The organism is Cohnella rhizoplanae, from assembly GCF_948329515.1.
Taxonomy (GTDB): Bacteria; Bacillota; Bacilli; order Paenibacillales; family Paenibacillaceae; genus Cohnella; species Cohnella rhizoplanae.
The window spans coordinates 1-18,760 of the sequence record NZ_CAOJCN010000042.1 but is presented as its reverse complement, the minus strand read 5'-3'; the positions used below and the strand labels follow the sequence as shown (position 1 = coordinate 18,760).

The window sequence follows — 18,760 nt, the reverse complement described above, 5'->3', positions numbered from 1 at the left end:
GTCATATGTTGGGGATAAGTTATGAATAATACACTGTATAATAGTCCTTCTTCCAAAATAGATATCTTAATGGCTACATATAATGGGGCAGATTTTCTTAGGGAGCAAATAGAAAGTGTTTTGAATCAGAGTTATTCTCACTTCTCACTTCTTATTTCTGATGATTGTTCAACAGATAATACCAGAGAAATATTAAATGAATATTCTAGACGTGACCCGAGGATAACACTGTTTTTTCAATCGCGGAACTTAGGAGTAATCAAAAACTTTGAGTTCTTACTCTCCAGGTGCCAATCAAAATATTTTATGCTATGTGATCAAGATGATATATGGTTGGAGAGGAAAATCGAAAAATCACTAGAGAAAATTCAAAATGTAAAGGGAATACTTGTTTATTCAGATTTAAAGCTTGTGGATAAAAACGCGAATGAGATCCATCCGTCCTTTTGGGGTTTTATGGGATTGATTCCGGTTAGTGGCTCTCCTTGGAAGACGCTTTTGGTACAAAATATTATAACGGGATGTACTATTTTAGCAAGCAGCGAAATTATAAAAGACATACTACCATTTCCTTCAGAAGCAAAAATGCATGATTCTTGGATTGCTTTAATAGCGTCGTTAAGAGGCGGAGTTCACTTTATTAATGAGCCGTTAGTAAATTATCGTCAACATGAGAGGAATTTAGTTGGCGCTAGGGCTAGAAATATTGCTATTTATCAATCGAAAACCTACAGAGGGTTTCTTGAAGAAAGAAAGCATTTATTGCTTGAAAAAGCTAATTATTTAAATCGTTTTTCTGAATATTTATTAAACTATAAAGACTTTGATGAAGTTAAGCAATTTGAACAGATTCACATTAAAGTTTCAGCCTCAAGTATTAAGCATATCAACACAGTCATCAAAATTAAATTAAAGTTTCCGAGTCAGGGGGCCATGAGAAATCTATGGTGGTTAATACTTATGGGGCTGCCTTGGTTCTGTTATCTTTTAATAAAGCTTAAAAGATATCTGTTTGAAATTAGCATAAGGAGAGAAAAATAAGTGATTTATGCTCATTGGAATTTCGAAATATCCATTAGGAAACTGAGATTCTAACTGGAAATTTTAACTGGCCTTAACTATGAAACAAAAGGTCAGTATTCCAGCAAAGATGCCGAATTAGTCTTTAGCTTCCCCCTGGGAGACCAAAGAAAATCGGTTGAAAAGGATCTAATAGTAGATAGAATTGCTGACAAATCAAAATTGCTTAATTTGTTTGTCGATAAATATAAAATAATGTGGGGAGATGTTGATAACTCATCGTTTTGGAGTTTAGGTGCGTTAGATAAAGCAAGTATCAACGATAAGTTGCAAAGGTTAGAGCGTAGTATGTTCCTCACTAGAACACTCTTTTCAATTATTGGAACCATTTTTATTATTCAAAACAAGAAGACAAGAGTGGAAGTTTTACTCTTTTACTTGTTATTCTTGGTTATATTCTTATTCATTTCATTATTGAAATTCAATTGAGATATCGATTCGAACTAATGCCATTTATGTCTATTATTCAGGGCAGTGGCGCCTCCGTAATGTTTACTTGGATTTAGGGAAAGCTACATTTATTAATGTTTTTATAAAAAGTAAGGGGATTTCTAAAATGAAGGGTGTTATTTTGGCGGGAGGCACAGGTTCTCGCTTATTCCCGCTTACAAAGGTCACTAACAAACACTTACTTCCGGTTGGTAAGTATCCGATGATTTTCCATGCAGTTGCCAAACTTAAGGAAGCTTTAATTACTGATATATTAATTGTAACTGGTAAGGAACATATGGGAGATGTAGTAAATCTTCTAGGTAGTGGAAGTGAGATGGGCGTCACCTTTACGTACAAAGTGCAAGATGAAGCTGGAGGAATTGCCCAAGCGCTAGGACTTGCAGAAGACTTTGTCAATAACGAACCTATGGTTGTTATTCTAGGGGACAATGTCTTTTCCAATAGCATTACGCCTTATGTGGAATCGTTTCGGCAAATGGGGAAGGGCGCAAAAATCCTAATACAAGAAGTGCCTGATCCTAAGCGATATGGGGTGCCAGAGTTAAATGGAAGCCGCATTGTGTCAATCCAGGAAAAGCCACATTACCCGAAGAGCAATTACGCAGTAACCGGCATATATATGTTCGATGCTCGAGTTTTCGATATCATAAGATCACTTAAGCCGTCTGAACGTGGAGAACTGGAGATCACAGACGTTAATAATAGCTATATATCCTTAGACCAACTCGGTTATGATGTCCTGCAAGGTTGGTGGACAGATGCAGGAACTCACGCTTCTCTTACACGTGCTAACGAACTCGCAAAGGATGTACTATTTGGAGAAGAGTTCGGAAAGCTCAAACTGTAAAAGTGGAAAGAGGAAGAGGATTATGAACGTAATGGAGACCAAGCTTGCGGGGGTAAAACTGATTATTCCTACAGTTTTTGGCGATGACCGAGGCATTTTTATGGAATCATACAACAAGAAGTTATTTACGGAAAATGGATTACTAATTGAGTTTGTACAAGACAACCACTCTTTGTCAAATGAAGCTGAAGTACTTCGAGGGTTGCATTATCAGTTGAATCCTAGAGCGCAAACGAAGCTGGTTCGTGTCGCAGTAGGAGCTATATATGATGTAGTGGTTGATATCAGGCATGGATCGCCTACATTTGGACAATGGCAGGGCTTTATCCTTTCCGCCGCTAACAAACGGCAGTTGCTTGTTCCAAAAGGCTTTGCTCATGGTTTTTGTACAATCGTACCGGATACCGAAGTGCTTTATAAAGTGGATGAACTGTATTCGCCTGATTATGATCGCGGCATAGCATGGGACGATCCGTCACTTGGTATTGATTGGCCTACGTTTAAGCCTGTATTATCGGATAAGGACTCGAGACATCCTGTATTAGCCCAAGCAGAGTCTAACTTCATCTACGAAGGGTGAACGAAAAATGAGATTGCTGGTAACGGGAGGGGCCGGATTTATCGGCAGCAACTTCATTCATTATATTATGCGAAATTGTCCTAACGACCAAGTGATTAATATAGATGCTCTCACTTATGCCGGCAACTTGGAAAGTCTTTCTGATGTGGAGGGTAATACGAATTATCGTTTTGTTAAAACAGATATTTCTGACCGCTCCGCGCTAGTACCAGTATTCGAGGACGGCGTGGATGTTGTCATACACTTTGCGGCGGAATCACATGTGGATCGCAGCATTTTAGAGCCGGACGTCTTTGTTCGAACGAATGTGCTGGGTACGCAAACGCTGTTACAGCTTGCTAAAGAATACAAAGTTAGTAAATTCGTTCACGTTTCCACCGACGAGGTGTATGGTACGCTAGGAGAGACTGGGCTTTTCACGGAAGAGACACCGCTTGCGCCAAACAGTCCATACTCCGCCAGTAAGGCGGGTTCGGATCTGCTCGTTCGCGCTTATCATGAGACGTTCGGCTTAAATGTCAATATAACAAGGTGTTCGAATAACTACGGGCCTTATCAGTTCCCAGAGAAGTTGATTCCGCTTATGATTCAAAACGCGCTAGCCGACAAGCCGCTCCCCGTATATGGTGACGGATTCAACGTGCGCGATTGGCTCTATGTCGAGGATCATTGCAGTGCAATTGATCTCGTGGTTCGCAAGGGAATTAGCGGAGAAGTCTATAACATCGGCGGTAATAATGAGCGCTCCAATATTCATGTCGTCAAGACCATTGTCGAGGAACTCGGCAAGTCCGAGTCATTGATTCAATACGTAGAAGATCGACTCGGGCATGACCGTCGCTATGGGATTGACGCAACAAAAATTCGGAGGGAGCTCGGATGGAATCCGAAATTCCACTATGAGTCCGGCATCCGTGAGACAATCCGCTGGTATCTTTCTAATCAAGAATGGATGAATCAGATTCGATCCGGCGCGTATCAGCGATATTATGACAAGCAATACGGCGATAGGCTGGGAGGCTGACAATGCCGGAACAAAAACCGACAATACTTGTGACCGGCGCGAACGGGCAACTGGGGATGGAAGTCGTTCGCATCGAAGATGAGGATTTGATAATCGTCGGCCTTGATCGTCATCAGTTGGATGTAACGAACTTGGCGATGGCCCGGAAGGTTTTGGAGGCCTATCGGCCGACTGCGATCATTCATGCCGGAGCATATACTGCTGTAGACAAAGCCGAATTTGAGCCGGATGAAGCCTACAAAGTAAATGCACTCGGAACTCGCAACCTGGCGATTGCAGCTCGGGAAGCGTCGGCCAAACTTTGTTACGTCAGCACAGATTATGTCTTCGACGGTACCGGCAACAGGCCCTATAACGAATATGACAATACCAATCCGCAGTCGGTCTACGGCAAATCCAAGCGAGCAGGCGAAATTCTTCTTCAATCGTTATGCGACAAGTGGTTCATCGTGCGGACTTCTTGGGTCTACGGAAAGCATGGCAATAACTTTGTTAAAACGATGCTGAAGTTGGCGCATGAACGTAAAGAATTGTCTGTTGTTCATGATCAAGTAGGCTCGCCGACATGTACCCGGGATCTTGGACATTTCCTCATAAGTCTGGTCAAGACTGAAGCATATGGAATTTATCATGCTTCTAATGCAGGAACATGCAGCTGGTACGAATTTGCCAAGGCTATATTTGAAGAAAGCGGCAAACAGATCGAGCTCACTCCGTGTACAACGGACGAATTTCCCCGACCTGCTCCAAGGCCGCTGTATTCTGTTATGGACCATTCGGCCATTCGGCAAAATGGTTTTAAAGAGTTCCCGCCATGGCGGGAATCGCTACAGACCTTTTTAAAAGAATTACAAGGATAGGTAGATGAAGGGGCAACGATCATGTCCGCGCCAATTGTTGCTGTATGTATCGTGACTTTCAACAGTGAAAAATACATCGAAAACTGCCTGAGTCACTTGAGCAGGCAAACTTGGCCGTCAATTCGAACCGTAATCGTTGATAATGCATCAGTAGATCGTACTGTTAAATTGATTAGTCAACATGCATACCCTGCGAAGTTGATTATTAACGAAGTAAACAACGGCTTTGCCGGTGGGCAAAACCAAGCGATCGCGGAAGCGAAGGATACCGATTATATTTTAACGCTCAACGCAGACGTAGTGCTCGACCGCGATTATATTTCTCGGCTTGTCAAGGTGATGGAAGAGTCGCCGTCCATCGGAAGTGCGACCGGATGCCTTAAATTGTCTGATGCCCCCCATCGTATGGATTCTGCAGGTATAGCGGTGAATTGGGCCCGCAGAGCCTGGGATCGTGGCGCAGGAGAACCTGTGTCAAACTATGGGTCCGCAGAGGATGTTTTTGGCGTTTCGGGTGCGGCAGGCATGTACGCGCGACGTTTGATTGATGACATTTCGATTGAAGGCCAATTTTTTGACGAGGATTTCTTTGCTTATAAAGAAGATGTAGATGTCGCTTGGCGAGCGGGGAACTTAGGGTGGCAATCCTGGTATGAACCGACAGCGCAAGCGTTACACGTCAGACAATGGCAATCGGGGGCCCAGCGAAAGAAGATGCCGTTATCGATTCGGAGGCATTCTTATATCAATCGCTATCTCATGCTTATTAAAAATGCGCGATTCTCCCGCAGAGCTTTTTTAAAGCTCCCGGCTTTTGTTTTGCACGAAGCTGCTTTTAACGCTTACTATTTATTTAGGGACCCACGTGTGCTAGGCGCTTGGGCAGCATCATGGAACAACATAATGAATGCTGTTCGTAAACGACGTGTGTTGAAACAAATGGAGCTAATGCGCAAGTAGGGGAGGCGCTATCTTTACGCCTTTATTTTCCCCCGCTCCCATTAACTCATACGCCTCCTGCGAAGCGGACCTGGTCATACTAGGTGTGTCAAATTCAATGGAGGTGCATGACGATGGCAAACAGACGCAATCGCAAACTGGTACCGGAGAGCTCGAAGGCACTGGACGCAATGAAGTATGAGATCGCATCGGAGCTTGGCGTCAACTTTGGTCAATACGGCGGTGCAGCTGGCGCTGGGGATTCGGAGTTCGCGGGCGAACTTGGAACGTTCTCCGCGGGCGGCGGCGGGGCACAGTATCTGGGCAATCTGACGTCGCGGGAAGCGGGTTCGGTCGGCGGCGGCGTAACGAAGCGGCTGGTTCAGCAAGCGCAGCAGACGTTGGTCTAAAGGTTCGATCTGCGGCGCGACGAACGTCCGATCGACAGGAAGTTGAACGCTTCTCCCGCTCATTGACACCCCTCGACAATTCCGGTATCATTATTCAGAAGGTCTGTCTGACAACCTTTTCCTACCGGAAAAGGTTCATTTTTTGTGTAGGGGAGGTTGAAGATATTGTCGACGATTAAGGGCCGGCATCTCTTCACGTCCGAATCGGTCACGGAAGGCCATCCGGACAAAATTTGCGATCAAATCTCAGACGCGGTGCTCGACGCATTCCTTGCGGCTGATCCATATGCGCGCGTCGCCTGCGAAGTATCCGTCGCTACGGGTCTCGTACTCGTCATCGGCGAGATCTCCAGCTCCGCGGACTTCATCGACATCTCGTCGATCGCCCGCAAGACGATCCGCGAGATCGGTTATACCCGCGCTAAATACGGCTTCGACTCTACGACCTGCGCAGTCCTGACGTCGCTCAACGAGCAGTCGGCAGACATCGCCCAAGGCGTTAACGCAGCCATCGAGAGCCGCGACGGCAAGGACGTGCTCGTCGAGAACGCCGACATCGGCGCCGGCGACCAAGGCCTGATGTTCGGCTTTGCGACCAACGAGACGCCCGAGCTCATGCCGCTGCCGATCGCGCTGGCTCACCGCCTGTCGCGCCGTCTGTCCGAAGTGCGCAAGAACGAGACGCTCGGTTATCTGCGACCGGACGGCAAGACGCAAGTCACGATCGAATACATCGACGGCAAACCCGTCCGCGTGGACACGATCGTCATCTCGACCCAACATGCCGAAGAGATCCCGCTCGACCAGATTCAATCGGATATCAAGAAGCATGTCATCCTGCCTGTCGTACCGGAGGAGTGGCTCGACGCCGAGACCAAGTTCTTCATCAACCCGACGGGACGCTTTGTCATCGGCGGTCCGCAAGGCGACGCAGGCCTCACCGGCCGCAAGATCATCGTCGACACCTACGGCGGCTACGCTCGCCATGGCGGCGGCGCGTTCTCCGGCAAGGACCCGACGAAGGTCGACCGCTCGGCTGCATACGCAGCTCGTTACGTCGCCAAGAACATCGTCGCCGCCGGACTCGCCGACAAGTGCGAGATCCAGCTCGCTTATGCGATCGGCGTGGCGAACCCGGTCTCCATCAACGTCGACACCTACGGCACGGGCAAGATCGCCGAAGACAAGCTCGTCGACCTGATCCGCGAGAACTTCGACCTGCGTCCGGCCGGCATCATCAAGATGCTCGATCTGCGCCGTCCGATCTACAAGCAGACCGCCGCTTACGGCCACTTCGGCCGCACGGATATCGACGTGCCGTGGGAGCGTACGGACAAGGTTGAACTGCTGAAGTCCGGCGCCTGGGCTTAATATCATCATACGGTCTTGACTCGCCGCCTCCACGGATGCAGATCCGCGGAGGCGGTTTTTGCGTTGGACCTTAATTTCCTCCTTCCAGGAGCCGACATATACAGTACAGTATGCCTTTAAGATCTGGAGGAATTGCAATTGCAGCGTCTACGTTTTATTCCCGTTCTCTTATTGCTCACGCTCCTAGCCCAGACATTCTGCGCGATGGGCGACGCTGCGGCGGCCAGCGGCGGTCCCGTGGCGGTCGCGCTTCAGCCCTCGGACAACAATCCGGTGGTGCCGGCCAATGCGCAGCTGTCCGTTACATTTGACGAGCCGGTCTCGCGCGGCACTGCGGGTTCCGTATTGATCAAGGAAGTCGCCTCCAACAATACGGTAGCCAGCTACGATGTGGCCTCCGATATGGCGCACGTTCAGATTAGCCCCAATCATCAGTTGAACATTCTGCCGGAAGCGGGCAAGCTCCAAGCCGGCTTGGATTACTACGTTCAGATCACGCCCGGCGCCTTCATCGGAGGCAGCGGGTACTTCGGCGGCATCACGGATGCGACCGCGTGGAATTTCCATGTCGTGGCCGCGGATACGACGCCCCCTGCAGTCGTCACCTTTTCACCTTCGCAGAGCGGCGGCATGATGCCTTCCACCGGGGCACTGACCCTCACGTTTAACGAAGCGGTGCAAGCCGCGTCCGGCAGCATTCAGATCGTGCGCCGCGATACGCAGGACGCGCAGGTCGTCTCGGTGCTGTCTTCTGCCGTGACCGGCTCCGGCACGAGCGTTATTCGCATCCAGCCGCCGACGCGACTTTCCGCAAGCACGCAGTACGACGTACTCATCGACAATGGCGCGTTCGTCGACGCCGTCGGCAATAAGTATGCAGGCATTTCCGGCCCCTACATATGGTCGTTCTCGACTACGGCTTCCGATGTGGCCGCTCCGCAATTCGTATACCCGGCCCGCGGCGCGGCAGGCGTGAACGGAGATTCGCCCATCACGCTGCAGCTTCAATTCCAGACGGGGATGAGGAAGGGGACGGCAGGGAATATTACGGTCAAAAAGGTATCGAACAATGAGATCGTGGACATCATCCCTGCGACCTCGAGCCAAATCGTGATTAACGGAGCGACCGTGAACCTCCAGATGGCGCAAGCGCTCGCGCGCAACACGTCATACTATGTGCTCATCGATCCCGGCACCTTGATGACTACGGGCGGAGCCTCCTATGAAGGCATCGTCGATCCCTCCGCATGGAGCTTCTCGACCATGGCATCCGCCGATACGACGCGGCCTACGGTCGCAGCGCTTGCTCCCGCTTCCGGCGGGGCGACCGCGGATATCTCGGGATCGCTCAGTATCCAATTCAACGAGCCTGTGGTGCCCGGTTCCGGCAATGTCGTCATTCGCAATGCCGACACCAACGCGGTTTTCTGCTCGATCCCGGTCACCTCCATCGCAGTCACGGGCGGCGGCACGGCGACGATCTCGATCAAGCCCTGCGCCCCGATGTCCCCTAACACCGCTTATGCCGTGCAGATCGGCACGATGGCATTCGCAGATCTATCCGGCAACTATTACTTGGGAATTGGCACTTCCGACTTGACGAGCTGGCGATTCCGCGTGGCCTCGGACAGCACGCCGCCTGAGCTCGTCTCCACGGATCCCGCTCCGCTGCTGAACAGCGTACGTCCGGGCGCCGTGCTGCGCATGACCTTCAGCGAGCCGGTACGGCTCGCCTCGGGCAGCGTGACCGCCAGCGCCATTCTCGCGAGCAATGTCGGCGTGAAGATCCCGCTTGCGCTAACGATCGACGGTCTGGATCCTCGCATCGTGACGTTAACGCCAAGCGCTAATTTTGCCGAGGCTTCCCGCTATATCGTGAATGTTCCCGCCAACGCCATCACGGACCTGGCCGGCAACGCGTACCCAGGCATTCTGAACGATTACCGTTGGACGTTCCAGACGATCGGCACGGACACGACGGCGCCGGGCGTCTCGAGCGCGACGATGGACAGCGCGGCGATCGTGCTCCTCACGTACAACGAGGCGCTGGATGAAGCATCGATTCCGTACGCATCCAACTATTACGTGACCGTTAACGACGTTCCGCGGCAGGTCAACGCGATCTCGGTCAAAGGCGCGCAGGTGCGCCTGACGCTGCAGTCCGGCGTAACGGTGGGGCAGAGCGTCAAGGTGTCCTATACGCTGGGCGCCGTAACGCTGAAGGACCTGTCGGGCAATGCCGCCGCAGCCTTCAATGCTACGAACGTCGCTAACACGGCCGATACGACGCTGCCGCGTCCGTCGAGCGGCATGGTGTCCGGCAGCATCGTGACCTTGACGTTCAACAAGACGCTGGCATCGGTGTCGTCTTCGGCGGCGAGCCAATTCATCGTGAAGGTGAACGGGACGGCGCAGAGCATCGCGTCGATCTCATCCAGCGGCGCCAACGTCACGTTCGCCCTGTACAGCACCATTACGGGCAGCCAATCGGTATCGGTCAGCTATTCGCCCGGCAGCTACAAGCTCACGGACCTGTCGGGCAACGAGACGGCGGCGTTCAGCGACTTCTATTTGCAAAACGCGAACGATACGACGCCCCCATCGCTCACCGGCGCTACGGTGACGGGCAATTCGGTGGTGCTCTCGTACAACGAGGGACTGCTGACCTCGTCCGTACCGCCCAAGTCCAGCTTCTCCGTCCTAGTCGGGGGTTCGGCCGCTGAGATCACGGGCGTCGCGGTGAACAACAATACCGTTACGCTGACGCTGGCCTCTACCGTCATGCCGAACCAGACGGTCACCGTCACTTATATTCCGGGTTCGACGCCGATCAAAGACCTGGCGGGCAACGCGGCTTCGCTGTTCACAGGATACTCGATTACTGCGGGATCGACGGCGGCAGCTGTGCTGACGAGCCTGACCGTAAGCGGGAGCGCGCTGACGATTCAATATTCCGCGGTCCTTAATCCGTCTACGGTTCCGTATATAGCACAGTATACCGTCAAGAATTCGGACGGCGGATTGTATGGCATCAGCAATGTCAGCGTCAGCGGCTCTCAAGTTATATTGACATTGACGGCGCCAGTCGCATCGGGCAAAGCCGTCATCGTCAGCTATGCGACCGCCGGCAATGCGCTCAAGGACGCCACCGGTCAAGTCATGGCGGCATTCAGCGACCGGGCCGTTACTAACAGCACGTCGGCTGCCGCGGGTTTGCCGGACTATCTGACGCTGGACGGCGCGGGCGGACTGCTGCTGAACCAGACGACGGCCGCCAAGGCAGCGAGCCAGACCTCGTCGGGCAAGACGGCCGTACGCTACAACTTGGACCGCGACAAAGTAACCATGGCCTACTCGGCAGTGTCCACGGCGCAGAACGCCGGCACGGTGAGCCTGCCGCAGCTCTCGTTCAGCGTGCCGCAGAGCGAAGCAGGCGCGATCGTCGCCATTCCGATGATGGCGCTGGCCGGCGCGGTCACGCAGAATGCGTCCGCCGTCTTCCGGCTGGACTATGGCGATCTGCTCTTCAGCCTCCCGCTCAAGGCGATCAATTACAGCAAGGAAGTGCAGACAAGCGGCGGAGACATGACCAGCGCCTACTTGGTGCTTAAGATCGAGAAGCTGTCGAATACCTCGCTGGCCTCCGCACTGAACGCGAAGGGCGTTCAAGCGCAATCGCCGGCTGCCGACTTCACGGCATCGATCGAGGTAGGCGGCAGCGAGCGGACGATCGACGAGTATAGCACGTACGTGACCAGGACGTTCCTGCTGCCCGCCTCGAGCGCTTCCGCTTCCGATGCGGCAGTCGTCAGGCTCGACGGAGATTCGGGCGAGATCGTCTACGTGCCTACCAAGGCGGTCGTTAGCGGCTCTACGCTGCGGGTGGACTTCATGCGCAAGAATAATAGCGTCTACGCGGTCGTAGCGAAGCCGATCACGCTATTCAGCGATATGACCAAGCATTGGGCAGGCGCGGATGTCGCTTCGCTGGCCTCCAAGTTCATCGTGAAGGGCAGCACGAACTCTGCCTTTGCGCCGGAGCGCAAGATCACGCGTGCGGAGTTCGCCGAGTTTATCGTGCGTGGCCTGGGATTGAACGGCAGCTCGGCCTCGGCCGCGCGGTTCTCCGACGTCGGGGGCGTGGGGGCATCGGCTGCATACATCGGCGCGGCGGTGAAAGCGAGCATCGTGCAAGGCGGGACGGACGGTAAGTTCCGGCCGAATGCCACGATTACGCGCGAAGAGATGGCTACGATGATGCTGAGGGCCATGTCGTATGTAGGCGTGATGCCGACGGTCACCGGTTCGGAGATCAACGGGTTCAAGGACCGCACGAAGGTAAGCGCCTGGGCGAAGGACGCCGTCGTGGCGACCGTCAAGACGGGACTCATCAAGGGCGTGACGACGACGGAGCTGCGGCCCAAGGACAACGCGACGCGCGCGCAGGCGGCGGTTATCGTCAAGCGGTTCCTTGAGTACGTAGAGTTGTTGTAAAATAGACGGGGGCGCCCTGGCGCCCCTGTTACATTTTTGTCGAAAGTGGGTAAAGGTTCATGATTGATATACATTCCCATATCTTGCCTGCGCTAGATGACGGCGCGCAAGATTGGGGAGATGCATTGGCATTGGCGCGCGCAGCCGTAGCTGAAGGGATCGAGACAATCATCGCGACGCCTCATCATGCCAATGGCGAGTATCACAACGATGCACGGACGATCTCGCATGCAGTGCAGGCCATGAATGAACGATTGGCAGCCGAAGGCATCGCGCTGACCGTGCAAGCGGGACAGGAGATCCGAGTACACGACGATCTGCTGGACGCTTGGGCAAGAGGGGACCTCCTGACCCTGGCCGGATCACGACACATACTCATCGAACTTCCTACTTCCAGGATCCCGCGTGGCGTACTAGAGTTGCTTCACGAGCTCAAGCTGATGAATCTCTCGCCGATCATCGCGCATCCCGAGCGCAACGCCGAGATCGTCAGCCATCCCGAGCGTATGGCCGAGCTCGTCGCTGCCGGCGCCTACGGCCAAGTGACGACGCATTCGCTACTAGGCGCCTTCGGCAAGCGTATCGAACAGGCCTCTTGGAAACTATGTCGCAGCGGTCTGATTCATCTCGTATCTTCCGACGCGCATCACGTGTCCAAGCGAGGATTTCTACTCCAAGAGAGTTACCGCCAAGTGAATCGTTTGCTAGGCGACAATTTTGAGCTTTTCTTTAGAAAAAATGCGGAGGCTATATTGTATAATAGGGACATTGTGTCGCATCCTCCGATTGCCCAAAATGAGACTATTTGGGTGAAGCTCGCAAAAATTCTCAGGAAAAGTTGACCCGCCTACTAAGTATTAGGTAGAATACTAGTTAAGGTCAGTAATTTTTAACATTCTTAAAACAAAAAAATGGTAGAGGTGAGATTCTTGGCAATGAAGAAAAAGATTTTGGCCGGTACAGTTGCGGCTAGCTTGACGTTTACGGCACTGGCGGGACTTCCGCTTAGCAGCAAGGGACTTGCGGAGAAGCTGGGCATTAGCGTAGCTTATGCGGCGGATTCTTCTAGCCTTGCTTCGTGGGCTGAGAAGATTAGCGCTCAACTGTCTGTTAGCGGTTCCGTATATCCTAGCAGCGTGGCAGACGCCGTATACCTGCAAGGAGAAGGCGGGCATAGCGTAGCTAGCGTTACATACACGGTATACGCAGCGGATCCTTTCACAGTTAGGGATACCGTATACAACATCGCTGACCCTGTCGTAGGCAAGCTTAATCTTGGCGACGAGGACAGCGCTGATCGTCAGGCATTCGACAACCTGGTTGCCGGCTTGATTAAGTTTATGTTCAATCAAAATACGGCTATCATCGACGGACTTCGCGAAGACCAAGCCGTGGAAGATGCAATCCATAAGATCGATCCTACCTTGACATTTGCCAACTTGGATTCGTTCTTCTTCGATGCCACGACCGGCGTTCAGGGCGCGATTATTACCAAGCTTCGCGGCATGTCCATCGGAGAAGTGGCTGCTCTTGCCAACAGCCAGGATGCACGGGATTCGTTCTTTGACTCCCTGTTCAATTCGCTTATCAAGAATGGCACGTCTCCGGTAGCGAAGGCGCTGAATGATAATGGCGTAATCGGTAAGGACTTCGCTGATGTCATCCGCAACTTCCGTGATGCGATTGGATCCGATGTATTTGACACGGCTGCTGTTGAGCTGTTCGTCGCATATGAAAAAGCATATGACGCTTATGGGTACAACCCTGGTACTGGCGTTGGCGGCGGCCCCACGACCGTCATTAGCCCATCCGTTACTCAACTGGTTCAAGACCTTGCCGGCCTGAAGAGCCAGATCGCAGCCGCTACTGGCGCAGAGAAGGACAAGCTGATCGCCCAAGCCGTTACCAAGGCGAACGACGTCATCGAGAAGATCCTGACGCTCGATCTCTCCGCTCAAGTACAGAACGTGAACGGCAAGGCGACGCTGACGCTCTCCGCAGCTGACGTCACCAAGCTGATCACGGCTGTCGCAGACGCGAAGAAGGCACTTGCTGACGCAGTTGGTTCTTCCGACGGTCTGGACATCGGCGAGATCACGATCAGCCTGGGCGCGATTACGCAATCCGGCGCGTCCGTTGTACTCCCGCAAGAGCTGTGGACGCTGGCTAATGACGCGAAGGCCGATGGCGTTGCCATCAAGGTCGGCGCGCTGAGCGCTACGCTGCCTACGGGCACGTTCACTGAAGCCGTCACGCTTGGCCTGACGATCGAGACCGGCGATGCCGCTTCCTCCGTCACTTCCGGCGTATACGGCAAGTCTGTTGCATCCGACGTATACGGCTTCGATCTTCAAGTCGGCGGCAAGACTGTCGACGAGTTCAACAAGCCGATCAAGCTGCGCCTGCCGCTCAAGAACCTGACTGGCGTAGACAAGGAATTGCTGACCACGGGCCGCGTAGAAGCTGATGGTACGGTATCGACGCAAGGTGGCACGATCGACGGCGATTACATCGTGGAGCAGCGCTACAGCTTCTCCAAGTACTTCGTATTCGAGAACAAGGTATCCTTCAACGACATCGCTAAGGTTCAAGGCTGGGCTGGCCGCCAGATCCAAGTCGTAGCTGCCAAGGGTGCGATTGAAGGCAAATCCGCCGGTGTCTTCGCTCCTCAGGACAAGATCACGCGCGCCGAGTTTGCCAAGATCCTGATCACGGCGCTCAACCTGGACAACAAGCTGGCGACGTCTTCCAAGTTCTCCGACGTACCTGCGTCCCACTGGGCTGCGCCGTACATCGCGGTAGCCGCTGAGCAAGGCATCATCAACGGCAAGTCGCCGTCGACGTTCGCACCGAACGCGACAATCACGCGCGCCGAGATGGCCACGATGATCGCCCGCGCACTTAAGGTGACCCAAGATCTGAAAGACATCGACAACGTTGAAGCTGCACTGTCGGTATTCAAGGATGCCAACAAGATCGGCTCCGCGTTCCGCTCGAGCGTAGCATGGGCTGCCGCTAGCGACATTATCATCGGCGCCAATGGCAAGTTCCTGCCGAACGACAACGCGACGCGCGCTGAAGCTGCGGTCATCATCTACCGCGCACTGAACTTCAAGCCGCAAGCTCCGCAAGCTTAATTAGTAGACCTAGCATTCTGAAGTTAGATTCTCTGTCTGAATAGACGCATCCTCCTCTCTTGGTTCCGAGGGGAGGATGTTGTCTATGTAAGGGAACTTATGGCGAATTATGGTATTATAGAATAAATGCGCTTCAACACGGAACTCATACTTGGAGGGAATTTGCGTGACTAATGAGTTGGACCTGAGAGACTACTTCCGGATTATACGGAAGCGGCTATGGTGGATTGTCGGGATCGTTCTGATCGTGACAGTTGCCGCGGGTCTATATAGTATTTATGTGAAAGATCCAATCTATCAAGCTTCCACCAAGATTATCGTCAATCAGACATCCGCTCAGGCAATAGCGAGTCAGCCTCAGCTCAACAGCGATATGGTGAATACAAATATCCGTATGATCGAGACATACAAAGAGATCATCAAGACCCCGGCGATCCTTGACAAGGTTGTGGAGCAATATCCCCAGCTGCAGCTGACCTCTGAGCAATTGGCTGGCAAGATCAAAGTGAGCTCGGTTAACAACACACAGGTCATGACGGTCGGCGTAACGGATCTGTCTTACAAAAAGGCTGCCGAGATCGCGAATGCCGTATCCGAAATTTTCCGCCAGGAAATACCGAGTATTTTCAACGTAGAGAACGTATCCATCCTCAACAATGCCAAGCTGGAACCCGCGCAAACCCCTGGCCCCATTTCGCCTAATATTCCGCTCAACATCGCGATTGCCCTTATCGTCTCGCTCATGTTATCCGTAGGTGTGGCGTTTTTGCTCGAGTATTTGGATGACAGCATTAAGACGGAGTCGGACGTAGAGAAGTACCTGGAGCTGCCGGTACTGGCTTCCATCTCCAAGGTGAACTTCGACGAGCATCAGGTCGGCGCATCCGGAAAGCCTACTCAAGTCAAAAGTACGGGAGAACTGAATCATGTCTCAGCAGGCAAGTAGCAGCAAGCGTCCGCTCATCACGTTAACGAATGCCAAGTCCCCAGTATCTGAATCTTACCGTTCGCTCCGCACCAGTATTGACTTTTCATCCGTAGACGAGCGAATGCAAGTCATTGCCGTGACCTCCGCGGGTCCCGGAGAGGGGAAGTCCACCACGATCGGGAACTTGGCTATTACTTACGCCCAGTCCGAACGCAGGACGCTGCTAATAGATGCCGACCTTCGCAAGCCTACCGAGCACCATACCTTTAATCTTACGAATCGAAAAGGATTGTCCTCCGTGCTCTCTCAGCAGTCGGAGATCGCCGATGTCATCCAGCAGACGGATGTTCCGAACCTGTCCGTCATCTCTTCCGGTCCGATACCGCCCAATCCCGCTGAAATGCTAGCTTCCAAGCGGATGAGCGCTTTGATCGACCAACTTAGAGGCCAATTCGATGTGATCCTCATCGACACGCCACCGTTATTAGCCGTGACGGATGCTCAGGTGCTGGCCACCAAGTGCGACGGATACATCCTTGTCCTGGATCAAGGCAAGGTGAAACGGGACATCGCGATGAAGGCCAAGTCGAACTTGGACAAGGTCGGCGCGCGGATTCTGGGTGTCGTACTGAACAACGTCAAGCGTAAGAAGAGCGAAGGCTACTACTATTACTACTACGGGGAAAATAAATAAAGATATTAAGGCGGAGGCTTTCGTACATGGCAGTCAAGAAAAAAATGGCGATCTTGTTTTTCGTGGATTTGCTTATCATTTGGTTCAGCATATGCAGCGCCTACTTCTTTCGCTTTGAAGGCCCAGCGCCTGAACAATACGCGAACCAAATGTTCTTGTACTGTGCCATTTCTTCCGTCTTGTGCGGACTGAGCATGGCTTACTTTGGCATGTACCGCAAGATGTGGCAGTATGCCAGCGTATCCGAGATGTTCTCCATGTGCGTGGCCGTCATCATCGGTTGGGCGTTATCATTCCTCGCCACGACCCTAGTTTCGGATCTCCGGGTGCCGCTGTCCATCGCCGTGCGGACGCTGGAGACAAGTCTCCTCCTTGTTGGCGGTGTTCGCGTCATATGGCGTGTCATCCGCCTGCGGCAGGGTAAAGGCATTGATCAGCGTATCCCGACCTTAATCTACGGAGCAGGAGATTGCGGCGCGCTCGTGGCCCGCGAGTTCAAGGGTGCCGCGATGGCGGACCATAAACTAATTGGCTTCATAGACGATGCCAAGGACAAGCATCACCTCACCATGCACGGGTTGCCGGTTCTCGGTGGTCGTGCCAATCTCGCTACCCTGGTAGAGGTATTCAAGATCAGAGAGATCATCATCGCGATCCCTTCCGTGCCGCGCTCCCAAGTCTCGGAGATCATCAATCTCTGCATGGCATGCGGCGTCAAGATCAAGATTATTCCCGGTATGAATGATCTTATTAAAGGCAAGATCTCCGTCAACACGATTCGCAACGTCGACGTCGAGGATCTGCTCGGCCGTGACCCGGTTCATACGGACCTTCAAGGCATCGCAGACTATGTACATAACAAGGTCGTCCTCATCACCGGAGCAGGTGGATCCATCGGTTCCGAACTGTGCCGCCAAGTCGCGTCCTTTGCACCGGACAAGCTTCTGCTCTTAGGACACGGCGAGAATAGTATTTACACGATTGAGATGGAATTGAAACATAAATATCCCGGCATGCTGTACGAGCCGATCATCGCGGATATCCAGGACCGCAGGCGTATGGAGGAAGTATTCGACGCTTATCGTCCGCAGGTCGTTTTCCACGCCGCCGCTCACAAGCATGTCCCTCTAATGGAGAAGAACCCGGCGGAAGCCGTAAAAAATAACGTATTCGGCACGCAAAATGTTGCAGACTGTGCAGACAAATACGGTACGGAGCGGTTCGTCCTGATCTCCTCCGACAAAGCCGTAAATCCGACCAGCGTCATGGGGGCGACCAAACGCATAGCAGAAATGTATGTGCAGAGCCTCAATGCGTCATCTCATACCAAGTTTGCCTCCGTCCGATTCGGCAACGTCCTCGGCAGCCGCGGCAGCGTCATTCCTGCTTTCAAGACCCAGATCGCCCGTGGCGGTCCCGTCACCGTCACTGATCCGCAGATGGTTCGGTACTTCATGACCATTCCGGAAGCCGTGCAGCTCGTGATCCAGGCCGGTGCCATCTCCCAGGGCGGCGAGATTTTCATCCTCGACATGGGCGAGCCGGTCCAGATCCTCAAGCTGGCCGAGGATCTCATTCGCCTCTCAGGCTATGAACCTTACATTGATATTCCGATTCACTTCACCGGGATCCGTGAGGGCGAGAAGCTGTTCGAGGAGTTGCTCACGGCTGAGGAAGGCGCTTCGAAGACGCAGCATGAGCGGATTTATATCGGGAAGCCTACTATAATTGATAAAAGTGAGATGAACTCAGAATTAATAAGGTTGAATCAAGTCGTTTTAGGTGGGAAAAAAGATGTAAAAGAAGCAATCGAAAATTTAGTTCCGTTGTTTGAGTGCGTTAGTTAAATATCTATCTATGAACGAACTTTTAATTTGAGAGTGTTTATTAAGAAACGAAGTATTTGAAATTATAAAATAGAGTCTTTAAATAGGTGGTTTAAA

At 52.4% G+C, this 18,760-nt stretch carries 14 protein-coding genes; all 14 read left to right on the top strand.

Annotated features, from left to right (window positions below):
- The first annotated feature begins 21 nt into the window (after positions 1–21).
- The 14 genes from PQG80_RS28250 (at position 22) to PQG80_RS28185 (ending at position 18,664) form a co-directional block, all read left to right on the top strand.
- The gene (locus PQG80_RS28250; protein ID WP_271755182.1) at positions 22–1,041 is read left to right on the top strand and encodes a glycosyltransferase family 2 protein; all 1,020 of its coding nucleotides are present in this window, start codon (positions 22–24) and stop codon (positions 1,039–1,041) included.
- A gap of 595 nt (positions 1,042–1,636) precedes the next feature.
- Positions 1,637–2,380, top strand: a complete 744-nt coding sequence (locus tag PQG80_RS28245; RefSeq protein ID WP_271755181.1) for a sugar phosphate nucleotidyltransferase — start codon at positions 1,637–1,639, stop codon at positions 2,378–2,380.
- A gap of 22 nt (positions 2,381–2,402) precedes the next feature.
- Positions 2,403–2,960 carry a dTDP-4-dehydrorhamnose 3,5-epimerase gene (gene rfbC, locus PQG80_RS28240; RefSeq protein WP_271755180.1) on the top strand — a complete coding sequence of 186 codons (558 nt, stop codon included), beginning with the start codon at positions 2,403–2,405 and terminating at the stop codon, positions 2,958–2,960.
- A 7-nt stretch (positions 2,961–2,967) separates the two neighbouring features.
- Entirely contained in the window at positions 2,968–3,984 is a 1,017-nt protein-coding gene (gene rfbB / locus PQG80_RS28235) for a dTDP-glucose 4,6-dehydratase (protein WP_271755179.1), read from the top strand.
- Positions 3,985–3,986: 2 nt separating this feature from the next.
- The gene (rfbD, locus tag PQG80_RS28230) at positions 3,987–4,844 is read left to right on the top strand and encodes a dTDP-4-dehydrorhamnose reductase (protein ID WP_271755178.1); all 858 of its coding nucleotides are present in this window, start codon (positions 3,987–3,989) and stop codon (positions 4,842–4,844) included.
- Between the two features lie 21 nt (positions 4,845–4,865).
- Positions 4,866–5,804 carry a glycosyltransferase family 2 protein gene (locus tag PQG80_RS28225; protein ID WP_271755177.1) on the top strand — a complete coding sequence of 313 codons (939 nt, stop codon included), beginning with the start codon at positions 4,866–4,868 and terminating at the stop codon, positions 5,802–5,804.
- A 113-nt stretch (positions 5,805–5,917) separates the two neighbouring features.
- The gene (locus tag PQG80_RS28220; RefSeq protein ID WP_271755176.1) at positions 5,918–6,193 is read left to right on the top strand and encodes an alpha/beta-type small acid-soluble spore protein; all 276 of its coding nucleotides are present in this window, start codon (positions 5,918–5,920) and stop codon (positions 6,191–6,193) included.
- Positions 6,194–6,358: 165 nt separating this feature from the next.
- Positions 6,359–7,564, top strand: coding sequence for a methionine adenosyltransferase (gene metK / locus PQG80_RS28215; RefSeq protein ID WP_271755175.1), 1,206 nt, complete (start codon positions 6,359–6,361; stop codon positions 7,562–7,564).
- A gap of 138 nt (positions 7,565–7,702) precedes the next feature.
- Positions 7,703–12,058: an Ig-like domain-containing protein gene (locus tag PQG80_RS28210; protein ID WP_271755174.1), complete on the top strand. Its 4,356-nt coding sequence runs from the start codon at positions 7,703–7,705 to the stop codon at positions 12,056–12,058.
- A gap of 59 nt (positions 12,059–12,117) precedes the next feature.
- A complete protein-coding gene (locus PQG80_RS28205) occupies positions 12,118–12,900 on the top strand; it encodes a tyrosine-protein phosphatase (protein ID WP_271755173.1) in 783 nt (260 codons plus the stop codon).
- A 93-nt stretch (positions 12,901–12,993) separates the two neighbouring features.
- Positions 12,994–15,195 carry an S-layer homology domain-containing protein gene (locus PQG80_RS28200; RefSeq protein ID WP_271755183.1) on the top strand — a complete coding sequence of 734 codons (2,202 nt, stop codon included), beginning with the start codon at positions 12,994–12,996 and terminating at the stop codon, positions 15,193–15,195.
- Between the two features lie 166 nt (positions 15,196–15,361).
- On the top strand, positions 15,362–16,141 hold the full coding sequence (locus PQG80_RS28195; RefSeq protein ID WP_271755172.1) for a YveK family protein: 780 nt from the start codon (positions 15,362–15,364) through the stop codon (positions 16,139–16,141).
- Positions 16,122–16,817 (top strand): CpsD/CapB family tyrosine-protein kinase, encoded by a 696-nt coding sequence (locus PQG80_RS28190; protein WP_271755171.1) that lies wholly within the window; start codon positions 16,122–16,124, stop codon positions 16,815–16,817. Before PQG80_RS28195 ends, PQG80_RS28190 begins: the two co-directional genes overlap by 20 nt.
- 26 nt (positions 16,818–16,843) lie before the next feature.
- The gene (locus PQG80_RS28185; RefSeq protein ID WP_271755170.1) at positions 16,844–18,664 is read left to right on the top strand and encodes a polysaccharide biosynthesis protein; all 1,821 of its coding nucleotides are present in this window, start codon (positions 16,844–16,846) and stop codon (positions 18,662–18,664) included.
- Positions 18,665–18,760: the final 96 nt, after the last annotated feature.